Raw genomic sequence first — 18,908 nt, 5'->3', positions numbered from 1 at the left:
CGGGGGACCCGGATCGCGCACGAGGAGCCCTCTTGCCAGACGAGGCCCAGCCACTCGCCCCCAGCGCGGAACGCCTGGGGCGAACCGCCTCCACCCAGCCCGAGCCCGCCTCGGGCCCCGCGGAGACGCCCGCACGGAACGTCGCGAGCGGGCCGGTCGAGCACGCCCAGGCCGCGCCCGACGACACGGCGGCCGAGCAGCCACGTCCCAAGCCGGCCTCGCCCGAGCGCCCCGCGACCACCCCGGCGGTCCGTCCCGCGGCAGCGCAGCCCACGCGCTCCGGCGGCTCCTCCAACCGCGTCCGCGCCCGCCTCGCCCGTCTCGGCGTCCAGCGCTCGAACCCGTACAACCCGGTTCTGGAGCCGCTGCTGCGGATAGTGCGCAGCAACGACCCCAAGATCGAGACGGCGACGCTCCGGCAGATCGAGAAGGCCTACCAGGTCGCCGAGCGCTGGCACCGCGGCCAGAAGCGCAAGAGCGGCGACCCGTACATCACGCACCCGCTCGCCGTCACCACCATCCTCGCCGAGCTGGGCATGGACCCGGCGACGCTCATGGCCGGTCTCCTGCACGACACGGTCGAGGACACCGAGTACGGCCTCGACACCCTGCGCCGCGACTTCGGCGACCAGGTCGGCCTGCTCGTCGACGGCGTCACCAAGCTGGACAAGGTCAAGTTCGGCGAGGCCGCCCAGGCCGAGACCGTGCGCAAGATGGTCGTCGCCATGGCCAAGGACCCCCGCGTCCTGGTCATCAAGCTCGCCGACCGCCTGCACAACATGCGCACCATGCGCTACCTCAAGCGCGAGAAGCAGGAGAAGAAGGCGCGCGAGACCCTGGAGATCTACGCGCCGCTCGCCCACCGCCTGGGCATGAACACCATCAAGTGGGAGCTGGAGGACCTCGCCTTCGCGATCCTCTACCCCAAGATGTACGACGAGATCGTGCGGCTGGTCGCCGAGCGCGCCCCCAAGCGCGACGAGTACCTCGCCATAGTGACCGACGAGGTCCAGTCCGACTTGCGCGCGGCCCGTATCAAGGCGACCGTCACCGGCCGTCCGAAGCACTACTACAGCGTCTACCAGAAGATGATCGTCCGCGGCCGTGACTTCGCGGAGATCTACGACCTGGTGGGCATCCGCGTCCTCGTGGACACCGTCCGCGACTGCTATGCGGCGCTCGGCACCGTGCACGCGCGATGGAACCCGGTCCCCGGCCGGTTCAAGGACTACATCGCGATGCCGAAGTTCAACATGTACCAGTCGCTGCACACGACGGTCATCGGCCCCAACGGCAAGCCCGTCGAACTCCAGATCCGTACGTTCGACATGCACCGCCGCGCCGAGTACGGCATCGCCGCGCACTGGAAGTACAAGCAGGAGACCGTCGCGGGCTCCTCCAAGATCCGCACGGACGTGCCGCGGGCGGCCAAGGGCAGCGCCGGCCAGGACACCGTCAACGACATGGCGTGGCTGCGCCAGTTGCTCGACTGGCAGAAGGAGACCGAGGACCCCAGCGAGTTCCTGGAGTCCCTGCGTTTCGACCTGTCGCGCAACGAGGTCTTCGTCTTCACGCCCAAGGGTGACGTCATAGCGCTCCCGGCCGGTGCGACGTCGGTGGACTTCGCGTACGCGGTCCACACGGAGGTCGGCCACCGGACCATAGGGGCACGGGTCAACGGCCGGCTCGTACCGCTCGAATCCACCCTGGACAACGGCGACCTGGTGGAGGTCTTCACCTCCAAGGCGGCCGGCGCGGGCCCCTCCCGCGACTGGCTCGGCTTCGTGAAGTCGCCGCGTGCCCGCAACAAGATCCGCGCCTGGTTCTCCAAGGAACGCCGCGACGAGGCGATCGAGCACGGCAAGGACGCCATCGCCCGCGCGATGCGCAAGCAGAACCTGCCGATCCAGCGCATCCTCACCGGCGACTCCCTGGTCACCCTCGCGCACGAGATGCGCTACCCCGACATCTCGTCGCTGTACGCGGCGATCGGCGAGAGCCATGTCACCGCGCAGAGCGTCGTCCAGAAACTCGTCCAGGCGCTCGGCGGCGAGGAGGCGGCCACCGAGGAGATCGACGAGTCCGTACCGCCCGCCCGCGGCCGAGGCCGCAAGCGGCGCAGCAACAACGACCCCGGCGTGGTCGTCAAGGGCGTCGACGACGTGTGGGTCAAGCTCGCCCGGTGCTGTACGCCGGTGCCGGGTGACCCGATCATCGGATTCGTCACCCGCGGCAGCGGTGTATCGGTCCACCGCAGCGACTGCGTCAACGTCGACTCGCTCTCGCGAGAGCCCGAACGCATCCTCGATGTCGAGTGGGCGCCCACCCAGTCCTCGGTCTTCCTGGTCGCCATTCAGGTCGAGGCCCTGGACCGGTCCCGGCTCCTGTCGGACGTCACCCGCGTCCTGTCCGACCAGCACGTCAACATCCTGTCCGCGGCCGTCCAGACCTCACGCGACCGTGTCGCCACCTCCCGGTTCACCTTCGAGATGGGCGACCCCAAGCACCTGGGACACGTCCTGAAGGCCGTACGGGGTGTGGAGGGCGTCTACGACGTGTATCGCGTGACATCGGCCCGCAGGCCCTCCGAGGCCTGACACCCGCCGTCCGCCCGGCCACCCGGCCGGGCATCACGCGAAGGGGCTCCCGTACGCACCGTACGGGAGCCCCTTCGCATGTCGTCCGACGGATCAGCCGCCGAACTTTCGTCCGATCAGCCGCCGAACTCCTGAAGACCCTTCAGAGCCTGGTCCAGCAGCGCCTGACGGCCGTCCAGCTCCCGCTGGAGCTTGTCGGCCTTCGAGGTGTTGCCCGACGAGCGCGCCGCCTCGATCTGGCCCTGGAGCTTGTCCACGGCGGCCTGCAGCTGACCGGTCAGACCCTCGGCACGCGCGCGTGCCTCCGGGTTCGTCCGGCGCCACTCGGTCTCCTCCGACTCCTGGAGAACCCGCTCCACCGCGTGCATCCGGCCCTCGACCTTCGGGCGGGAGTCGCGCGGCACGTGGCCGATGGCCTCCCAGCGCTCGTTGATGGAACGGAAGGCCGCACGGGCCGCCTTCAGATCCTGCACCGGGACGAGCTTCTCGGCCTCCTCGGCCAGCTCCTCCTTGAGCTTGAGGTTCTCCGTCTGCTCCGCGTCGCGCTCGGCGAAGACCGAGCTGCGCGCCGCGAAGAACACGTCCTGGGCGCCGCGGAAGCGGTTCCACAGGTCGTCCTCGTGCTCGCGCTGGGCGCGGCCCGCGGCCTTCCAGTCCGCCATCAGCTCGCGGTAACGGGCCGCCGTCGGGCCCCAGTCCGCCGAACCGGACAGCGACTCGGCCTCGGTGACCAGCCTCTCCTTGGTCTTGCGGGCCTCCTCGCGCTGCGCGTCCAGCGACGCGAAATGCGCCTTGCGCCGCTTGGAGAACGCCGAGCGGGCGTGCGAGAAGCGGTGCCACAGCTCGTCGTCCGACTTGCGGTCGAGTCGCGGCAGCCCCTTCCACGTGTCCACCAGCGCGCGCAGCCGTTCACCGGCCGACCGCCACTGGTCGCTCTGCGCCAGCTCCTCGGCCTCGACGACCAGCGCCTCCTTGGCGTGCCGAGACTCGTCGGACTGCTTGGCCCGCTGGACCTTGCGCTCCTCGCGGCGGGCGTCGACCGTCTCCACGAGCTTGTCCAGCCGCACCTTCAGCGCGTCCAGATCGCCGACCGCGTGGTGGGCGTCCACCTGCTCGCGGATGTGACCGATGGCGGTCTGGGCGTCCTTCGCCGACAGGTCGGTGGTCTTCACTCGCTTTTCGAGGAGGCCGATCTCGACCACCAGGCCCTCGTACTTGCGCTCGAAGTAGGCCAGTGCCTCATCAGGAGAGCCGGCCTGCCAGGAACCGACGACCTGCTCGCCGTCGGCCGTACGCACGTACACGGTCCCCGTCTCGTCGACGCGGCCCCACGGGTCGCTGCTCACAGCGCCTCCTCCACATGATGCCTGTGAGGGGCGTCACGCCCCCTGGCATCGTCCACAGTTTCGTCACGGCCAACATAGGCGACCGGCGGGGCGGCTGTCCGCATCCCGCGCGACCGAAATTCAGCAGCTGGCGGTCAGGATTTCGTCACGGTCAGCTTGTTGATGACGACGGTCGCGTTGGGTGCGCCGTCGCCCTGGCCCGTACTCTCGCCGGCGGCCGCGATCTTCTTCAGGACCTTCATGCCGGACTTGGAAATAGTTCCGAACGGTGTGTAACTGGGCGGGAGCTGACTGTCCTGGTAGACGAGGAAGTACTGGCTGCCGCCGGTGTGCTTCTGGCCGGTGTTGGCCATGGCGATCGTGCCCGCCGGGTAGACGCCGCCCTTGAGCGTCTTGTCCTTCAGGTTCTCGTCCGGAATCGTGTAGCCGGGACCGCCGGAGCCGGTGCCCTGCGGGTCACCGCACTGCAGCACGTAGATGCCGTTGGTGGTGAGCCGGTGGCACTTGGTGTGGTCGAAGAAACCCTTGCCCGCGAGGAAGGCGAACGAGTTCACCGTGTGCGGGGCGGCGGACGCCTTGAGGGCGATGTCGATGTCACCGCAGGTCGTCGCCATCTTCATGGTGTAGGCGGCGGACGCGTCGATGGTGACCGCCGGCTCCTTCTTCCACGTGAGCGGCTTCACCGCGCCCGCGGCGGGCTTCTCGCACGGATCGGGCGCCTTGCTCGGCGTGGCGCTGGGCTTGGCGCTGGGCGTCACCTCCGCGCCCGCGTTGGCCTTCTTGTCGTCGCTCTTGAAGGCCCCGGCCGCGTACGACAGCGCACCGCCCGCGACGACCACGCCGACGACCGCCGCGATCACCGCGTTGCGTGAATGGGTCCTGCGCCGCGCGGATGTGCGGCGCTGCTGCTGTCGCAAGAACTTCTCCCGGGCGAGCTGACGCCGCCGCTGTTCCTGGCTGACCACCGGGTTTCTCCTCGTGCGTCTCGTACGTCGATGGGACGCGTGCGTCTTGTGAGCCGACCGCCTGCGTGTGCCCCGTACCGTATATGGGTTCGCTGAGGAATCGGCAGCGCCGGTAGGCTCTGATCCACAGCCACCCGCTCCGTACGACACCAGCGCGTACGCCACCACGAAGGACGATCGTGCTCATTGCCGGGTTCCCCGCCGGGGCCTGGGGGACCAACTGTTACCTGGTCGCCCCCGCCGCGGGTGAGGAGTGCGTGATCATCGACCCGGGCCATCAGGCCGCCCAGGGAGTCGAGGACGCGCTCAAGAAGCATCGGCTCAAGCCCGTCGCGGTCATCCTCACCCATGGCCACATCGACCATGTCGCCTCGGTCGTCCCGGTGTGCGGAGCGCACGACGTGCCGGCCTGGATCCACCCCGAGGACCGGTACATGATGAGCGACCCCGAGCGGGCGCTCGGCCGGTCGATCGGAATGCCGCTGATGGGCGAACTGACCGTGGGGGAGCCCGACGACGTGCGGACGCTGACCGACGGCGCGGAGCTGAGGCTGGCGGGCCTCGGCCTCTCCGTCGCGCACGCTCCGGGCCATACGAAGGGGTCGGTGACGTTCCGGATGCCCGAGAGCGCGGACATCCCGTCCGTGTTCTTCTCCGGGGATCTGCTCTTCGCCGGCTCCATCGGACGCACCGACCTGCCGGGCGGCGACATGGACGAGATGCTCGACTCGCTGGGCCGTGTGTGCCTGCCGCTCGACGACTCGACCGTGGTGCTGTCCGGCCACGGCGCCCAGACGACCATCGGCCAGGAGCGCGCCACCAACCCGTATCTGCGGCAGGTGGCGGCGAGCCGCCAAGAACGCGGAGCGGGCCCGACCTCCGCTCCTCGACGAGGAATGTGACGAAGACTTCGTGAGTACTTTCCAGGCCCCCAAGGGCACGTACGACCTCATTCCGCCGGACAGCGCCAAGTACCTCGCTGTCCGCGAGGCCATCGCCGCGCCGCTGCGCAACTCCGGCTACGGCTACATCGAGACGCCCGGTTTCGAGAACGTCGAACTGTTCGCGCGCGGTGTCGGCGAGTCCACCGACATCGTGACCAAGGAGATGTACGCCTTCGAGACCAAGGGCGGCGACAGGCTGGCCCTGCGCCCCGAGGGCACCGCCTCCGTGCTGCGCGCGGCTCTGGAGGCCAACCTGCACAAGGCGGGCAACCTCCCCGTCAAGCTCTGGTACTCGGGCTCGTACTACCGCTACGAGCGTCCCCAGAAGGGCCGTTACCGCCACTTCTCCCAGGTGGGCGCCGAGGCGATCGGAGCCGAGGACCCGGCGCTGGACGCCGAGCTGATCATCCTGGCCGACCAGGCGTACCGGTCGCTCGGCCTGCGGAACTTCCGCATCCTGCTGAACAGCCTGGGCGACAAGGAGTGCCGTCCGGTCTACCGGGCCGCGCTGCAGGACTTCCTGCGCGGCCTGGACCTCGACGAGGACACGCTGCGCCGCGCCGAGATCAACCCGCTGCGCGTGCTCGACGACAAGCGCGAGGACGTCCAGAAGCAGCTCGGCGGGGCGCCGTCGCTGCGCGACTACCTCTGTGACGCCTGCAAGGCGTACCACGAGGAGGTGCGCGACCTGATCACGGCCGCGGGCGTCTCCTTCGAGGACGACCCGAAGCTGGTGCGCGGCCTCGACTACTACACGCGCACCACGTTCGAGTTCGTCCACGACGGTCTCGGCTCGCAGTCCGCGGTCGGCGGCGGTGGCCGTTACGACGGGCTGTCCGAGATGATCGGCGGCCCCGAACTGCCGTCCGTCGGCTGGGCGCTGGGCGTCGACCGTACGGTGCTGGCGCTGGAGGCGGAGGGCGTGGAGCTCGAACTCCCCTCGGCCACCAGCGTGTACGCGGTACCGCTCGGCGAGGAGGCCCGCCGAGTGCTCTTCGGTGTGGTCACGGAGCTGCGCAAGGCCGGTGTCGCCGCCGACTTCGCGTACGGCGGGAAGGGGCTCAAGGGCGCGATGAAGAACGCGAACCGCAGTGGGGCCCGCTTCACGATCGTCGCCGGTGAGCGTGATCTCGCCGAGGGCGTCGTGCAGTTGAAGGACATGGAGTCCGGGGAGCAGACGGCCGTCGGCGTCGGCGAGCTCGTGGCCGACCTGCGGTCCCGCCTGGGCTGAACAGGGCTCGTCCCGGCCGGGGTTCAGTCCCCGGGATCGCCTGCCCGAACGCTGGAGGGGCTGACATCCGTCAGCCCCTCCAGCGTCAGGGGAACCGTGGGGCACCGGGCTGGAGCCTCACTCCGGCAACCCGGAGCGCATCGCGCTCGTCACCGCGGCCGTCCGGCCTCCACCCCCAACTCCCCGAAGCCCCGCGGCAGATGGGGCGCCGGGTGGTGAGGGGCGTGGAGCACGGCCGGCGCTGTCATCCGTCGCGCCGGCTCTTCCAGCGGAAGGTCAGCAGACACAGCAGCAGTCCTCCGAGGCACCACGCCCCGAGCACCAGGGCGATCCGTCCGAACTCCCAGTCGCCCGCCTGCTCCAGGACCTTGGCGGAATCGGGCAGGAACACCCCGCGCAGCCCCTGGCACATCCACTTGAGCGGGAACAGGGCGCCGATGTTCAGCATCCAGTCCGGGATGGTGTCGACGGAGATGTAGACGCCGGAGATGAACTGGAGGACCAGGAACGGCAGGACGACCACCGACGTGGCGCTCTTGCCCGACTTCGGGACCGAGCTGATCGCGATGCCGAGCAGGGCGCAGGCCGTCAGGCCCAGGACGAAGATCCAGCCGAAGTCCGCCCACTTGCCGGGGTCCGATGGCAGGTCGACGTCGTACAGGGTGGTGCCGACGAGGAGCAGGATCACCGTCTCCAGGGCGCCGGTCACGAGAACCAGCCATATCTTTCCGAAGAAGTACGCGGCCGGCGGCATCGGTGTGCCGCGCAGCCGGCGCAGCACCTTCTCGTCCCGCTCGATCGCGATCGAGATGCCGAGGGACTGGAAACTGGTCGACATGATGCCCGCGGCCATCATCGCCGGGACGTACAGCTGGGAGGCGGTGATGCCCGCGCCCTTCACGTCGTCGCTGAAGATCGACGCGAACAGGAACAGGAAGACGACCGGGAAGGCGAAGGTGAACACCACCTGGTCGCGCTGGCGGAAGAACTGTCTGATCTCCAGGGCGCCGCGCCGCAGCCCCAGCCCCCACGCGCCGGGCAGCCGGCCGTCCGCGGTCTTCGTGCGCAGGCGTACGTCGGTCGTGGTCATCGCGCGTCCTCCAGGCCGGTCAGTCGCAGATAGACGTCCTCCAGAGTGGGGCGGCTCACCCGGAGTCCCGGGATCTCCCCGTCGAAGCGGTGCGTGAGCTCGGCGACCGTCCTGGTGGGGGTGTCCGTGCGCTCGCTGCGCGGGCTGCCGTCGGCCTCCGTCCACTCGACCGTGGCCTCGGTGCCGAAGCGCTCGCGCAGCGCGGCCGGCTCGCCCTCGGCGACGACCCGGCCCCGCGCGATGACCGCCAGTCGGTTGGCGAGGGCTTCCGCCTCCTCCAGGTAGTGCGTGGTCAGCAGGATGGTGGTGCCCTCGTCGGCCAGCTTGCGGATCAGCTCCCAGAACCGCCGTCGCGCCGCCGGGTCGAAGCCCGTGGTCGGCTCGTCCAGGAGCAGCAGTTCGGGGCCGCCGATCACACCGAGGGCCACATCGAGCCGCCGGCGCTGACCGCCCGACAGCGACTTGATCCTGCTGCCCGCCTTCTCCTCCAGGCCGACCAGGCCGATGACTTCCTCAGGGTCACGGGGATTCGGATAATAACGGGAGAAATGCCGCACGGTCTCGCCGACCGTCAACTCGGCGGGCGCGGATTCGTCCTGCCAGACGATTCCGACACGTGAGCGCCACGCGCGCGTGCCCGTCGCCGGGTCCGAGCCGAGCACCGAGACCTCGCCCGCGTCCCGCCGGCGATTGCCCTGAAGGATCTCCACGGTGGTGCTCTTGCCGGCGCCGTTCGGTCCGAGCAGGCCGAAGACCTCGCCCTGCCGGATGCCGAGATCGATGCCGTCGACGGCGGTCACGTCCCCGTACTGCTTGCGCAGCCCCCGTACGTCCACCGCGAGTTGGTCCGCGTGTGTTGTCATGCCGACGAGCCTCCCCCGAAACCGAACGCTCCGGGACGGCCCTGCGTACTTTCTTATGTCCACCGAACGGTGGACGGGCAGGCGCGTGCGGCACAATGAGCCTGCCCGCAGGCCCCTTCGAAGCTACGGAAACGGCGTGATGAGCAAGACGACAGTCAACGACGTCCCGACCGACCTGGAACGCCCCGCCGCTCCCCGGACGGTCGGCGGCAGCCGTGCCCTCGCGCTGTTGCTGGTGATCACGGGCGCCGCCGGTCTCCTTGCCGCGTGGGTCATCACGATCGACAAGTTCAAGCTGCTGGAGAACCCGAACTTCGTGCCCGGGTGCAGCCTGAACCCGGTCGTCTCCTGCGGCAACATCATGAAGAGCGCCCAGGCCTCGGCCTTCGGCTTCCCGAACCCCATGATGGGGCTCGTCGCCTACGGCATCGTGATCTGCGTCGGTGTGAGCCTGCTCGCGCGGGCCACCTACCCGCGCTGGTACTGGCTGACGTTCAACGCCGGCACCCTCTTCGGGGTCGCGTTCTGCACCTGGCTCCAGTTCCAGTCGCTGTACCGGATCAACTCGCTCTGCCTGTGGTGCTCCCTGGCCTGGGTCGCCACGATCACCATGTTCTGGTACCTGACGTCCTTCAACGTCCGCAACGGCTTCCTGCCCGCCCCGCGCTGGGTCAAGAGCTTCTTCGGCGAGTTCACCTGGGTCCTGCCGACACTGCACATCGGCATCATCGGCATGCTGATCCTGACCCGCTGGTGGGACTTCTGGACCAGCTGACGGGCCCGCGGGGATCGCCGGACCGGTCGGCTGACGGCCCTGCGGGGATTGTCAGTGGCCCCCGGTAGGGTTCTTGACGTGGAGCCCGACCTGTTCACCGCCGCGGCAGAAGAACGCCAGGAGAAGGACCCGTCCAGCAGTCCCCTGGCGGTCCGGATGCGCCCGCGCACCCTCGACGAGGTCGTGGGGCAGCAGCATCTGCTGAAGCCGGGCTCACCCCTGCGCAGACTCGTCGCCGAGGGCGGCGGAGGGCCGGCCGGACCGTCCTCGGTGATCCTCTGGGGCCCGCCGGGCACCGGCAAGACGACCCTCGCGTACGTCGTCTCCAAGGCCACCCAGAAACGCTTCGTGGAGCTCTCCGCGATCACCGCGGGCGTCAAGGAAGTGCGCGCGGTCATCGACGGCGCCCGCCGCGCCACCGGCGGCTACGGCAAGGAGACCGTCCTCTTCCTGGACGAGATCCACCGCTTCAGCAAGGCCCAGCAGGACTCCCTGCTCCCCGCCGTGGAGAACCGCTGGGTGACGCTGATCGCCGCGACCACCGAGAACCCGTACTTCTCGGTGATCTCGCCGCTGCTCTCCCGCTCCCTCCTCCTCACCCTCGAACCGCTCACGGACGACGACCTGCGCGGCCTGCTGCGCCGGGCGCTCACCTCGGAGCGAGGCCTGAAGGAGGCCGTCGCCCTGCCCGGGGACGCCGAGGAGCACCTGCTGCGGATCGCGGGCGGCGACGCCCGGCGCGCCCTGACCGCCCTGGAGGCCGCGGCCGGCGCCGCCCTCGACAAGGGCGAGCCGGAGATCACCCTCCAGACGCTGGAGGAGACGGTCGACCGTGCCGCCGTGAAGTACGACCGCGACGGCGACCAGCACTACGACGTGGCCAGCGCGCTCATCAAGTCCATCCGCGGTTCCGACGTGGACGCCGCCCTGCACTACCTGGCCCGGATGATCGAGGCGGGCGAGGACCCCCGCTTCATCGCCCGCCGCCTGATGATCTCCGCGAGCGAAGACATCGGCCTCGCCGACCCGAACGCGCTGCCCATAGCCGTCGCCGCCGCCCAGGCCGTCGCGATGATCGGCTTCCCCGAGGCCGCGCTCACCCTCAGCCACGCCACGATCGCCCTCGCCCTGGCCCCGAAGTCCAACGCCGCGACCGTGGCCATCGGCGCCGCCATGGAGGACGTCCGCAAGGGCCACGCGGGTCCGGTGCCGACGCATCTGCGCGACGGGCACTACAAGGGCGCCGCCAAGCTCGGGCACGCCCAGGGCTACGTGTATCCGCACGACCTGCCCGAAGGCATCGCCGCCCAGCGGTACGCGCCGGAGGAGCTCTCGGACCGGGAGTACTACACACCGACCCGGCACGGCGCCGAGGCCCGCTACGCCGACGCCGTGGAGTGGACCCGCAAGCACCTCGGTAGAGGGCGGTCGTGAGCACCCTGTAACATGGCTCGAAGCGCTGCGTCCCGCGTCCGGCTCCGGTCGGCATCACCCAACGGGACATGCAGCCGGAACCCCGACACCGTACTCGTACGACGAGGGGATCCAGGAGCGTCGCGCACCGTCGAAGGTGTCGCGGGCTGCCCACCACCACCCGGTTTCCGGGAACGGTCGGTGGGCTACTCGTGTGCTGCACGTAGTGCCCAGACCAGGGAGCGGCTGCCCGGCAGGCCCGTCAGGGCCCGCGGGGTTTCCCAGGCTGCGGATGCGACCTCCTTAACCCGGGTGAGCCGGAATAAGGAAAGAGAAACAGACAGTGGCGAATCAGTCCCGCCCCAAGGTCAAGAAGTCGCGTGCCCTCGGCATCGCGCTGACCCCGAAGGCCGTCAAGTACTTCGAGGCCCGCCCCTACCCGCCGGGCGAGCACGGCCGCGGCCGCAAGCAGAACTCGGACTACAAGGTCCGTCTGCTCGAGAAGCAGCGTCTGCGCGCGCAGTACGACGTGTCCGAGCGCCAGCTCGTCCGCGCCTACGAGCGTGCCGCCAAGACGCAGGGCAAGACCGGTGAGGCTCTGGTCATCGAGCTGGAGCGTCGTCTGGACGCGCTGGTCCTTCGTTCGGGCATCGCCCGCACGATCTACCAGGCCCGCCAGATGGTCGTCCACGGCCACATCGAGGTCAACGGCGGCAAGGTCGACAAGCCGTCGTTCCGTGTCCGTCCCGACGACGTCGTGATGGTCCGCGAGCGCAGCCGCAGCAAGACGCTGTTCGAGGTTTCCCGCGCCGGTGGCTTCGCCCCCGACGGTGAGACCCCGCGCTACCTCCAGGTGAACCTCCCGGCCCTGGCGTTCCGCCTGGACCGTGAGCCGAACCGCAAGGAGATCCCGGTGATCTGCGACGAGCAGCTCGTCGTCGAGTACTACGCCCGCTGATCTTCTTACAGCGGACGCGGTACCACCCGCGCGTCAGTGTCAGCCCGTCGTCTCCCCGCCCTTCGCGGTGGGCGAGACGGCGGGCTTTCGCATGTCCGGGGGCAGCCTGCGCGGCGACGGCACCGCCCCGAGCGGCGGAGCCCCGGCCCCCTTGAGCGCACGGGCGACCGCCGCCTCCTGCCCCAGCAGCTCTCCCGCCCGTACGCACTCCTCGTACCGCTCGTCGCCCAGCCGCTGCCGGGAAAGCGCCGCACAGCGCTCGTGCGGCGCGTTGTAGTACGCCGAGCCGAACAGCGGCAGGCCCACCGACGGCCACATCCGCGAGGCCGCCCCCTGGAGCAGCGCGGCCTCGGCCGGATCGCCCTCCACCGCCGTGACCAGGGCGAGCAGCTCGACCGCGAGGACGGCGCCGAGCAGATCGTTAAAGCCGTGCGCGATTCCGAGGCCCTGCTCCAGAAGACTCCGGGCCCGTGCCTGATCGCCCCCGGCCTGGGCCTCGTACGCGAGGACGTACAGCGCGTACGCCAGCGCCCAGCGCTCCCCGTGGTCCTCGCAGACCCTGCGGACGTCCTCGCACAGTTTCACCGCGCCCGGCAGATCGCCCTGGAAGGCGAGCGCCATCGCCAGCTCGACCTGTCCCATCAGCACGTTGCTGTTGAGCTCGCCGATCTCGTGATAGCGGTCCAGAGCCGAGCGCAGCAGGGCTTCGGCGCGCGCCATGTCGTCCGTGACCAGGGCCAGACAGCCGGTGCGATGCTCGGCGTACGCGACCGCGACGGCGTTCTCGGAGCGCTCCGCCTCCTCGCGGCACTCCTGGAGCGCGGACAGCGCGGGCACCGAGTCCCCCTGGAGGACCGCCACATAGCCGAGCACCCACAGGGCCTTCAGCCGTGACTGGTCACGGTCGCCGTCGAGTTCGACACTGCGCTCCAGCCAGTGCCGGCCCTCGGAGAGCCGGCCGCAGCCGACCCAGTAGAACCACAGCGCGCCCGCCAGATACTGGCCCAGATGGGCCTCGTCCGGTTCGGTGAGCGAGTACTCCAGAGCGCAGCGCAGATTCGGCAGCTCCGTCTCGACGCGTGCCGCCACCTCGCCCTGGCGCGGCGAGAACCAGTCCAGTTCGCACCAGGTGGCCAGGCCCATGTACCAGTCGCGGTGCCGGCGGCGCAGCCGCTCCGCGTCGCCCGTCGCCGCCAGCCAGTCCGCGCCGTAGGCCCGGACGGTGTCCAGCATCCGGTAGCGCACCCCCGCCGAGGTCTCCTCACGCGAGAGCACCGACTGCGCGAGCAGCTCGCCGAGCACGTCGAGGACGTCGTCGGCGTGCAGTCCGTCCCCGCTGCACACGTACTCGGCGGCCTCCAGGTCGAACTGCCCGGCGAACACCGACAGCCGTGCCCACAGCAGCCGTTCCCCCGGCGTGCACAGCTCGTGGCTCCAGCCGATCGCCGTGCGCAGCGTCTGGTGCCGGGGCGGCGCGTCGCGCCCGCCGCCGGTCAGCAGCCGGAACCGGTCCTCCAGGCGGGCGAGGAGCTGCGCGGGGGAGAGGGCGCTGAGGCGTCCCGCCGCCAGCTCCAGCGCCAGCGGGATTCCGTCCAGGCGCCCGCACAGCTCCTCGACGGCGGACCGATTCTCCTCGACCAGCGCGAAGCCGGGCACCCGGGCCGCCGCCCGGTGCGCGAACAGCTCCACCGCCTCCGCCTCGCCCAGCGGAGCCAGCGGGAACACCTGCTCGCCCCCGACGTCCAGCGGCCTGCGGCCCACGGCCAGCACCCGCAGCCCGGACGCCCGCCGCAGCAACTCGCCCACCAGTGAGGCGCTCACGTCCACCAGGTGCTCGAAACTGTCCAGGACCAGGAGGAGCCGGCGCCCGGCGACGTGGTCGAGCAGCACCTGCCGCGGCGGCTTCGCCGTGTGGTCCGTCAGACCGAGCGCCTCGGCCACCGCGTACTCGACGAGTTCCGGGTCGTGCACCGCGGACAGGTCCACACGCCACACCCCGTCGCGTACGTCCGTCCGGGCCGCCGCGTGCGCCGCGAACCGGGTCTTGCCGACGCCTCCCATGCCCGTCACGGTGACCAGGCGGACCGTCTCCAGCACCTCGGCCAGCCGTGCGAGTTCGGTGGTGCGCCCCACGAACGCGTCGAGTTCCAGGGGCAGATTGCCGGGTGCCGCGGGACCGGAGCGCCGGGCGCGGTGAGAACGCTGCATGAGATACGGAGCGTACTGACCCATAAGCACTCCGTACAATCGCTTCGCGCAACTCCACACCCCGGAGCCGTTAAATGCGGTACGGAGCCCCGGCCCCGGCGCGATAGGCTCGGGTGACGACTTTTCGATGTTCAGGCACACAGTCAGGGAGCGGGTGCACAGTGTCCGGTGGTGAGGTGGCCGGGATCCTGGTGGCCGTCTTCTGGGCGATCCTGGTCTCCTTCCTCGCCGTCGCGCTGGTGAGGCTGGCCCAGACGCTCAGGGCGACCACCAAGCTCGTGGCGGACGTGACCGACCAGGCCGTCCCGCTCCTGGCAGAGGCCTCCGCCGCGGTGCGCTCCGCGCAGACGCAGATCGACCGGGTCGACGCCATCGCGTCGGACGTCCAGGAGGTCACGTCGAACGCCTCGGCGCTGTCGACGACCGTCGCCTCCACGTTCGGCGGCCCGTTGGTCAAGGTCGCGGCGTTCGGCTACGGCGTGCGCCGGGCCATCGGAGGCCGTCGAGAGAATGTGCCCGACAAAGCGTCCCGGCGTACCGTGATCGTGGGCCGCACCGTCCCGTCCGCGCGGCGGGGAAAGCGGAAGAAGGACTGACGCAGCGATGTTCCGCCGTACGTTCTGGTTCACCGCAGGCGCAGCCGCGGGTGTATGGGCCACCACCAAGGTCAACCGCAAACTCAGGAAGCTGACCCCCGAGAGCCTCGCGGCACAGGCCGCCAACAAGGCGATCGACGCGGGGCACCGGCTCAAGGAGTTCGCGCTCGACGTCCGCGACGGGATGGCCCAACGAGAGGCCGAACTCGGCGAGGTGCTCGGCCTGAACGAGCGCCCGGACCCCGAACTGCCCCCGCAGCGCCGTATCGCCGCGATCGGCGACACCCAGCAGCCGGGCAACAAGCAGGTCGGCGACAACAAGCAGATCAAGTACATCGAGAACACGACGTACTCGTACAACCGGAATGAGGACCACTGATGGAGTCGGCTGAAATCCGCCGCCGCTGGTTGAGCTTCTACGAGGAGCGCGGTCACACCGTCGTCCCTTCGGCGTCGCTCATCGCGGACGACCCGACTCTGCTCCTGGTCCCCGCCGGCATGGTCCCCTTCAAGCCGTACTTCCTCGGCGAGGTCAAGCCGCCGTGGCCGCGCGCCACCAGCGTGCAGAAGTGCGTGCGCACGCCCGACATCGAAGAGGTCGGCAAGACCACGCGCCACGGCACGTTCTTCCAGATGTGCGGCAACTTCTCCTTCGGCGACTACTTCAAGGAAGGTGCCATCACCTACGCCTGGGAGCTGCTCACCTCGCCCCAGGACAAGGGGGGTTACGGGCTCGACCCGGAGCGCCTGTGGATCACGGTCTACCTCGACGACGACGAGGCCGAGTCCATCTGGCGCGACAAGATCGGCGTTCCGGCCGAGCGCATCCAGCGCCTCGGCAAGAAGGACAACTACTGGTCCATGGGCGTCCCGGGCCCCTGCGGCCCGTGTTCCGAGATCAACTACGACCGCGGCCCCGAGTTCGGCGTCGAGGGCGGCCCGGCCGTCAACGACGAGCGGTACGTGGAGATCTGGAACCTGGTCTTCATGCAGTACGAGCGCGGCGAGGGCATCTCGAAGGACGACTTCGAGATCCTCGGCGACCTGCCCAGCAAGAACATCGACACCGGCCTCGGCATGGAACGCCTCGCCATGATTCTGCAGGGCGTGCAGAACATGTACGAGATCGACACCTCCATGGCGGTCATCAAGAAGGCCACCGAACTGACGGGTGTCGAGTACGGCGCCGACCACGGCTCCGACGTCTCGCTGCGCGTGGTCACCGACCACATGCGCACCTCCGTGATGCTCATCGGCGACGGTGTGAGCCCCGGCAACGAGGGCCGCGGCTACGTGCTGCGCCGCATCATGCGCCGCGCCATCCGCAACATGCGGCTGCTGGGCGCCACCGGTCTCGTCGTCAAGGACCTCATCGACGTCGTGATCGCGATGATGGGGCAGCAGTACCCGGAACTGGTCAGCGACCGGCAGCGGATCGAGACCGTGGCCCTCGCCGAGGAGGCCGCCTTCCTCAAGACGCTGAAGGCCGGCACGAACATCCTCGACACGGCCATCACCGACACCAAGGACTCCGGCGGCACGGTCCTCGCCGGCGACAAGGCCTTCCTGCTCCACGACACCTGGGGCTTCCCGATCGACCTCACCCTCGAAATGGCCGCCGAACAGGGCCTGTCGGTGGACGAGGACGGCTTCCGCCGCCTGATGAAGGAGCAGCGGGACAAGGCCAAGGCCGACGCCCGAGCCAAGAAGACCGGCCACGCCGACCTCGGCGCCTACCGTCAGATCGCCGACGCCGCCGGAGAGACCGACTTCATCGGCTACGACCGCACCGAGGCCGAGTCGACGGTCGTCGGCATCCTCGTCGACGGTGTCTCCTCCCCGGCCGCCACCGAGGGCGACGAGGTCGAGATCGTCCTCGACCGCACCCCGTTCTACGCCGAGGGAGGCGGCCAGATCGGTGACACGGGCCGCCTCCGGGTCGACACCGGTGCCGTCATCGAGATCCGCGACTGCCAGAAGCCCGTCCCCGGCGTGTACGTCCACAAGGGTGTCGTCCAGGTCGGCGAGGTCACGGTCGGCGCCAAGGCCCAGGCCACCATCGACGTCCGCCGTCGTACGGCCATCGCCCGCGCCCACTCGGCCACGCACCTCACGCACCAGGCGCTGCGCGACGCCCTCGGCCCGACGGCCGCCCAGGCCGGTTCCGAGAACCAGCCCGGCCGCTTCCGCTTCGACTTCGGCTCCCCGTCCGCCGTCCCGACGGCCGTGATGACCGACGTCGAGCAGCAGATCAACGAGGTGCTCGCCCGCGACCTGGACGTGCACGCCGAGATCCTGAGCCTCGACGAGGCCAAGAAGCAGGGCGCCATCGCCGAGTTCGGCGAGAAGTACGGCGAGCGCGTCCGCGTCGTGACCATCGGCGACTTCTCCAAGGAGCTGTGCGGCGGCACGCACGTGCACAACACCTCCCAGCTCGGCCTGGTCAAGCTGCTCGGCGAATCGTCCATCGGCTCCGGGGTGCGGCGCATCGAGGCCCTGGTCGGCGTCGACGCGTACAACTTCCTCGCCCGTGAGCACACGGTCGTCGCCCAGATCCAGGAGCTGGTCAAGGGCCGCCCCGAGGAGCTTCCGGAGAAGGTCTCCGCCATGCTCGGCAAGCTGAAGGACGCCGAGAAGGAGATCGAGAAGTTCCGCGCGGAGAAGGTCCTGCAGGCCGCCGCCGGTCTCGTGGAGTCCGCCAAGGACGTGGGCGGCGTCGCCCTGGTCACCGGTCAGGTCCCGGACGGCACGGGCGCCGACGACCTGCGCAAGCTGGTCCTCGACGTGCGCGGCCGCATCCAGGGCGGACGGGCCGCCGTCGTCGCCCTGTTCACGGTCGCGGGCGGCAAGCCGCTGACGGTCATCGCCACCAACGAGGCCGCCCGCGAGCGCGGTCTGAAGGCCGGCGAACTGGTCCGCGCGGCCGCCAAGACCCTCGGTGGCGGCGGTGGCGGCAAGCCGGACGTCGCTCAGGGCGGCGGCCAGAACTCCGCCGCCGTCGGCGAGGCCATCGACGCGGTCCAGCGCCTCGTCGCCGAGACGGCCAAGTAAGGGCCGTGGACATGCGCAGAGGACGTCGGCTCGCGATCGACGTCGGGGACGCCCGGATCGGGGTCGCCTCGTGCGACCCCGACGGGATCCTCGCGACACCGGTGGAGACGGTCCCGGGACGTGACATCCCGGCCGCCCACCGCCGGTTGCGGCAGCTCGTCGAGGAGTACGAGCCGATCGAGGTCGTCGTCGGGCTCCCTCGCTCCCTCAAGGGGGGCGAGGGTCCCGCCGCGGTCAAGGTCCGCGCCTTCGCCCAGGAGCTCGCGGAAGGGATCGCTCCTGTTCCGGTACGGCTCGTGGATGAGAGGATGACCACAGTGACCGCCGGTCAGGGGCTGCGCGCAGCGGGCGTGAAATCGAAGAAGGGCCGGTCGGTCATCGACCAGGCGGCGGCCGTCATCATTCTGCAGCAGGCGCTGGAATCCGAACGGGTGTCAGGCAAGTCGCCCGGCGAGGGCGTCGAAGTGGTCATCTGATCGCGATACGGTAACGTTCCGCCCGATGCGATGGTGTTCGAACAGCCCTCGCACAGCAAAGAGGCGGACGGGAGCCGAGCCATGAGCCGGCCGCTGCCGGCTCGCGGCTCGTAGGGGATCGATGACTGAGTATGGCCGGGGCCCTGGCTCCGAACCGTGGCATCCGGAGGACCCGTTGTACGGGGACAGCGGATGGGGCGGACAGGCCGCCGACGGCCAGTCCGCCTACGACGGCGGCCAGCCGCAGCACTATCCGCAGCAGCAGGGTGACTGGGGCCAGGGGCAGCAGCAGTACGGCAACCAGGGCCAGCCGGGGCAGTACCAGGACCAGCAGCAGTTCCAGGGCCAGCAGCAGTACCCGGGTCAGGGCCAGCAGTACGGCGACCAGGGCGGGC

The 18,908-nt window shown here is 70.0% G+C and carries 15 protein-coding genes and 1 pseudogene; 11 read left to right on the top strand and 5 right to left on the bottom strand.

Annotated features, from left to right (window positions below; all coding sequences use genetic code 11):
* The first annotated feature begins 32 nt into the window (after positions 1 to 32).
* The gene (locus tag ACZ6KY_RS16630; protein ID WP_469311006.1) at positions 33 to 2,597 is read left to right on the top strand and encodes a RelA/SpoT family protein; all 2,565 of its coding nucleotides are present in this window, start codon (positions 33 to 35) and stop codon (positions 2,595 to 2,597) included.
* A gap of 116 nt (positions 2,598 to 2,713) precedes the next feature.
* Here ACZ6KY_RS16630 and ACZ6KY_RS16625 read toward each other — a convergent pair whose 3' ends face one another.
* Positions 2,714 to 3,943 (bottom strand): DUF349 domain-containing protein, encoded by a 1,230-nt coding sequence (locus tag ACZ6KY_RS16625; protein ID WP_469311005.1) that lies wholly within the window; start codon positions 3,941 to 3,943, stop codon positions 2,714 to 2,716.
* Between the two features lie 134 nt (positions 3,944 to 4,077).
* On the bottom strand, positions 4,078 to 4,908 hold the full coding sequence (locus ACZ6KY_RS16620) for a peptidylprolyl isomerase (protein WP_469311004.1): 831 nt from the start codon (positions 4,906 to 4,908) through the stop codon (positions 4,078 to 4,080).
* A 179-nt stretch (positions 4,909 to 5,087) separates the two neighbouring features.
* Between ACZ6KY_RS16620 and ACZ6KY_RS16615 the strand changes: the two genes are divergently transcribed.
* A complete protein-coding gene (locus ACZ6KY_RS16615; protein ID WP_469311003.1) occupies positions 5,088 to 5,810 on the top strand; it encodes an MBL fold metallo-hydrolase in 723 nt (240 codons plus the stop codon).
* Between the two features lie 10 nt (positions 5,811 to 5,820).
* The gene (gene hisS / locus ACZ6KY_RS16610) at positions 5,821 to 7,083 is read left to right on the top strand and encodes a histidine--tRNA ligase (protein ID WP_469311002.1); all 1,263 of its coding nucleotides are present in this window, start codon (positions 5,821 to 5,823) and stop codon (positions 7,081 to 7,083) included.
* A 244-nt stretch (positions 7,084 to 7,327) separates the two neighbouring features.
* On the opposite strand, the gene ACZ6KY_RS16605 is transcribed toward hisS, so the two are convergent.
* Positions 7,328 to 8,173, bottom strand: coding sequence for an ABC transporter permease (locus ACZ6KY_RS16605; RefSeq protein ID WP_469311001.1), 846 nt, complete (start codon positions 8,171 to 8,173; stop codon positions 7,328 to 7,330).
* Positions 8,170 to 9,036 (bottom strand): ABC transporter ATP-binding protein, encoded by an 867-nt coding sequence (locus tag ACZ6KY_RS16600; protein WP_469311000.1) that lies wholly within the window; start codon positions 9,034 to 9,036, stop codon positions 8,170 to 8,172. The genes ACZ6KY_RS16605 and ACZ6KY_RS16600 overlap by 4 nt, the downstream gene beginning before the upstream one ends.
* Positions 9,037 to 9,175: 139 nt before the next feature.
* On the opposite strand from ACZ6KY_RS16600, the gene ACZ6KY_RS16595 reads away from it, so the two are divergent.
* The 3 genes from ACZ6KY_RS16595 to rpsD all read left to right on the top strand — a co-directional run bounded on the left by ACZ6KY_RS16595 (position 9,176) and on the right by rpsD (position 12,182).
* Positions 9,176 to 9,811 (top strand): vitamin K epoxide reductase family protein, encoded by a 636-nt coding sequence (locus tag ACZ6KY_RS16595; protein ID WP_469310999.1) that lies wholly within the window; start codon positions 9,176 to 9,178, stop codon positions 9,809 to 9,811.
* Positions 9,812 to 9,889: 78 nt separating this feature from the next.
* Entirely contained in the window at positions 9,890 to 11,245 is a 1,356-nt protein-coding gene (locus ACZ6KY_RS16590) for a replication-associated recombination protein A (protein WP_469310998.1), read from the top strand.
* Between the two features lie 322 nt (positions 11,246 to 11,567).
* The gene (gene rpsD, locus ACZ6KY_RS16585; protein ID WP_326788915.1) at positions 11,568 to 12,182 is read left to right on the top strand and encodes a 30S ribosomal protein S4; all 615 of its coding nucleotides are present in this window, start codon (positions 11,568 to 11,570) and stop codon (positions 12,180 to 12,182) included.
* A 39-nt stretch (positions 12,183 to 12,221) separates the two neighbouring features.
* On the opposite strand, the gene ACZ6KY_RS16580 is transcribed toward rpsD, so the two are convergent.
* A complete protein-coding gene (locus ACZ6KY_RS16580; RefSeq protein WP_469310997.1) occupies positions 12,222 to 14,390 on the bottom strand; it encodes an ATP-binding protein in 2,169 nt (722 codons plus the stop codon).
* Between the two features lie 161 nt (positions 14,391 to 14,551).
* Here ACZ6KY_RS16580 and ACZ6KY_RS16575 point away from each other — a divergent pair, with 161 nt between their 5' ends.
* The 5 genes and pseudogenes from ACZ6KY_RS16575 to ACZ6KY_RS16555 all read left to right on the top strand — a co-directional run.
* Positions 14,552 to 14,986 carry a DUF948 domain-containing protein gene (locus ACZ6KY_RS16575; protein WP_369483219.1) on the top strand — a complete coding sequence of 145 codons (435 nt, stop codon included), beginning with the start codon at positions 14,552 to 14,554 and terminating at the stop codon, positions 14,984 to 14,986.
* Positions 14,987 to 14,993: 7 nt separating this feature from the next.
* Positions 14,994 to 15,365 (top strand): DUF6167 family protein, encoded by a 372-nt coding sequence (locus tag ACZ6KY_RS16570; RefSeq protein ID WP_469310996.1) that lies wholly within the window; start codon positions 14,994 to 14,996, stop codon positions 15,363 to 15,365.
* Positions 15,365 to 18,037: an alanine--tRNA ligase gene (gene alaS, locus ACZ6KY_RS16565; protein WP_469310995.1), complete on the top strand. Its 2,673-nt coding sequence runs from the start codon at positions 15,365 to 15,367 to the stop codon at positions 18,035 to 18,037. The genes ACZ6KY_RS16570 and alaS overlap by 1 nt, the downstream gene beginning before the upstream one ends.
* A gap of 11 nt (positions 18,038 to 18,048) precedes the next feature.
* A complete protein-coding gene (ruvX, locus tag ACZ6KY_RS16560) occupies positions 18,049 to 18,513 on the top strand; it encodes a Holliday junction resolvase RuvX (RefSeq protein WP_401334171.1) in 465 nt (154 codons plus the stop codon).
* Positions 18,514 to 18,634: 121 nt separating this feature from the next.
* A pseudogene (locus ACZ6KY_RS16555) lies at positions 18,635 to 18,908 on the top strand (endolytic transglycosylase MltG); the annotation flags it as partial.

This window comes from Streptomyces sp. NPDC042002 (assembly GCF_055588305.1).
The sequence above is the reverse complement of the archived record's forward strand: the minus strand, read 5'-3'. Positions and strand labels throughout refer to the sequence as shown.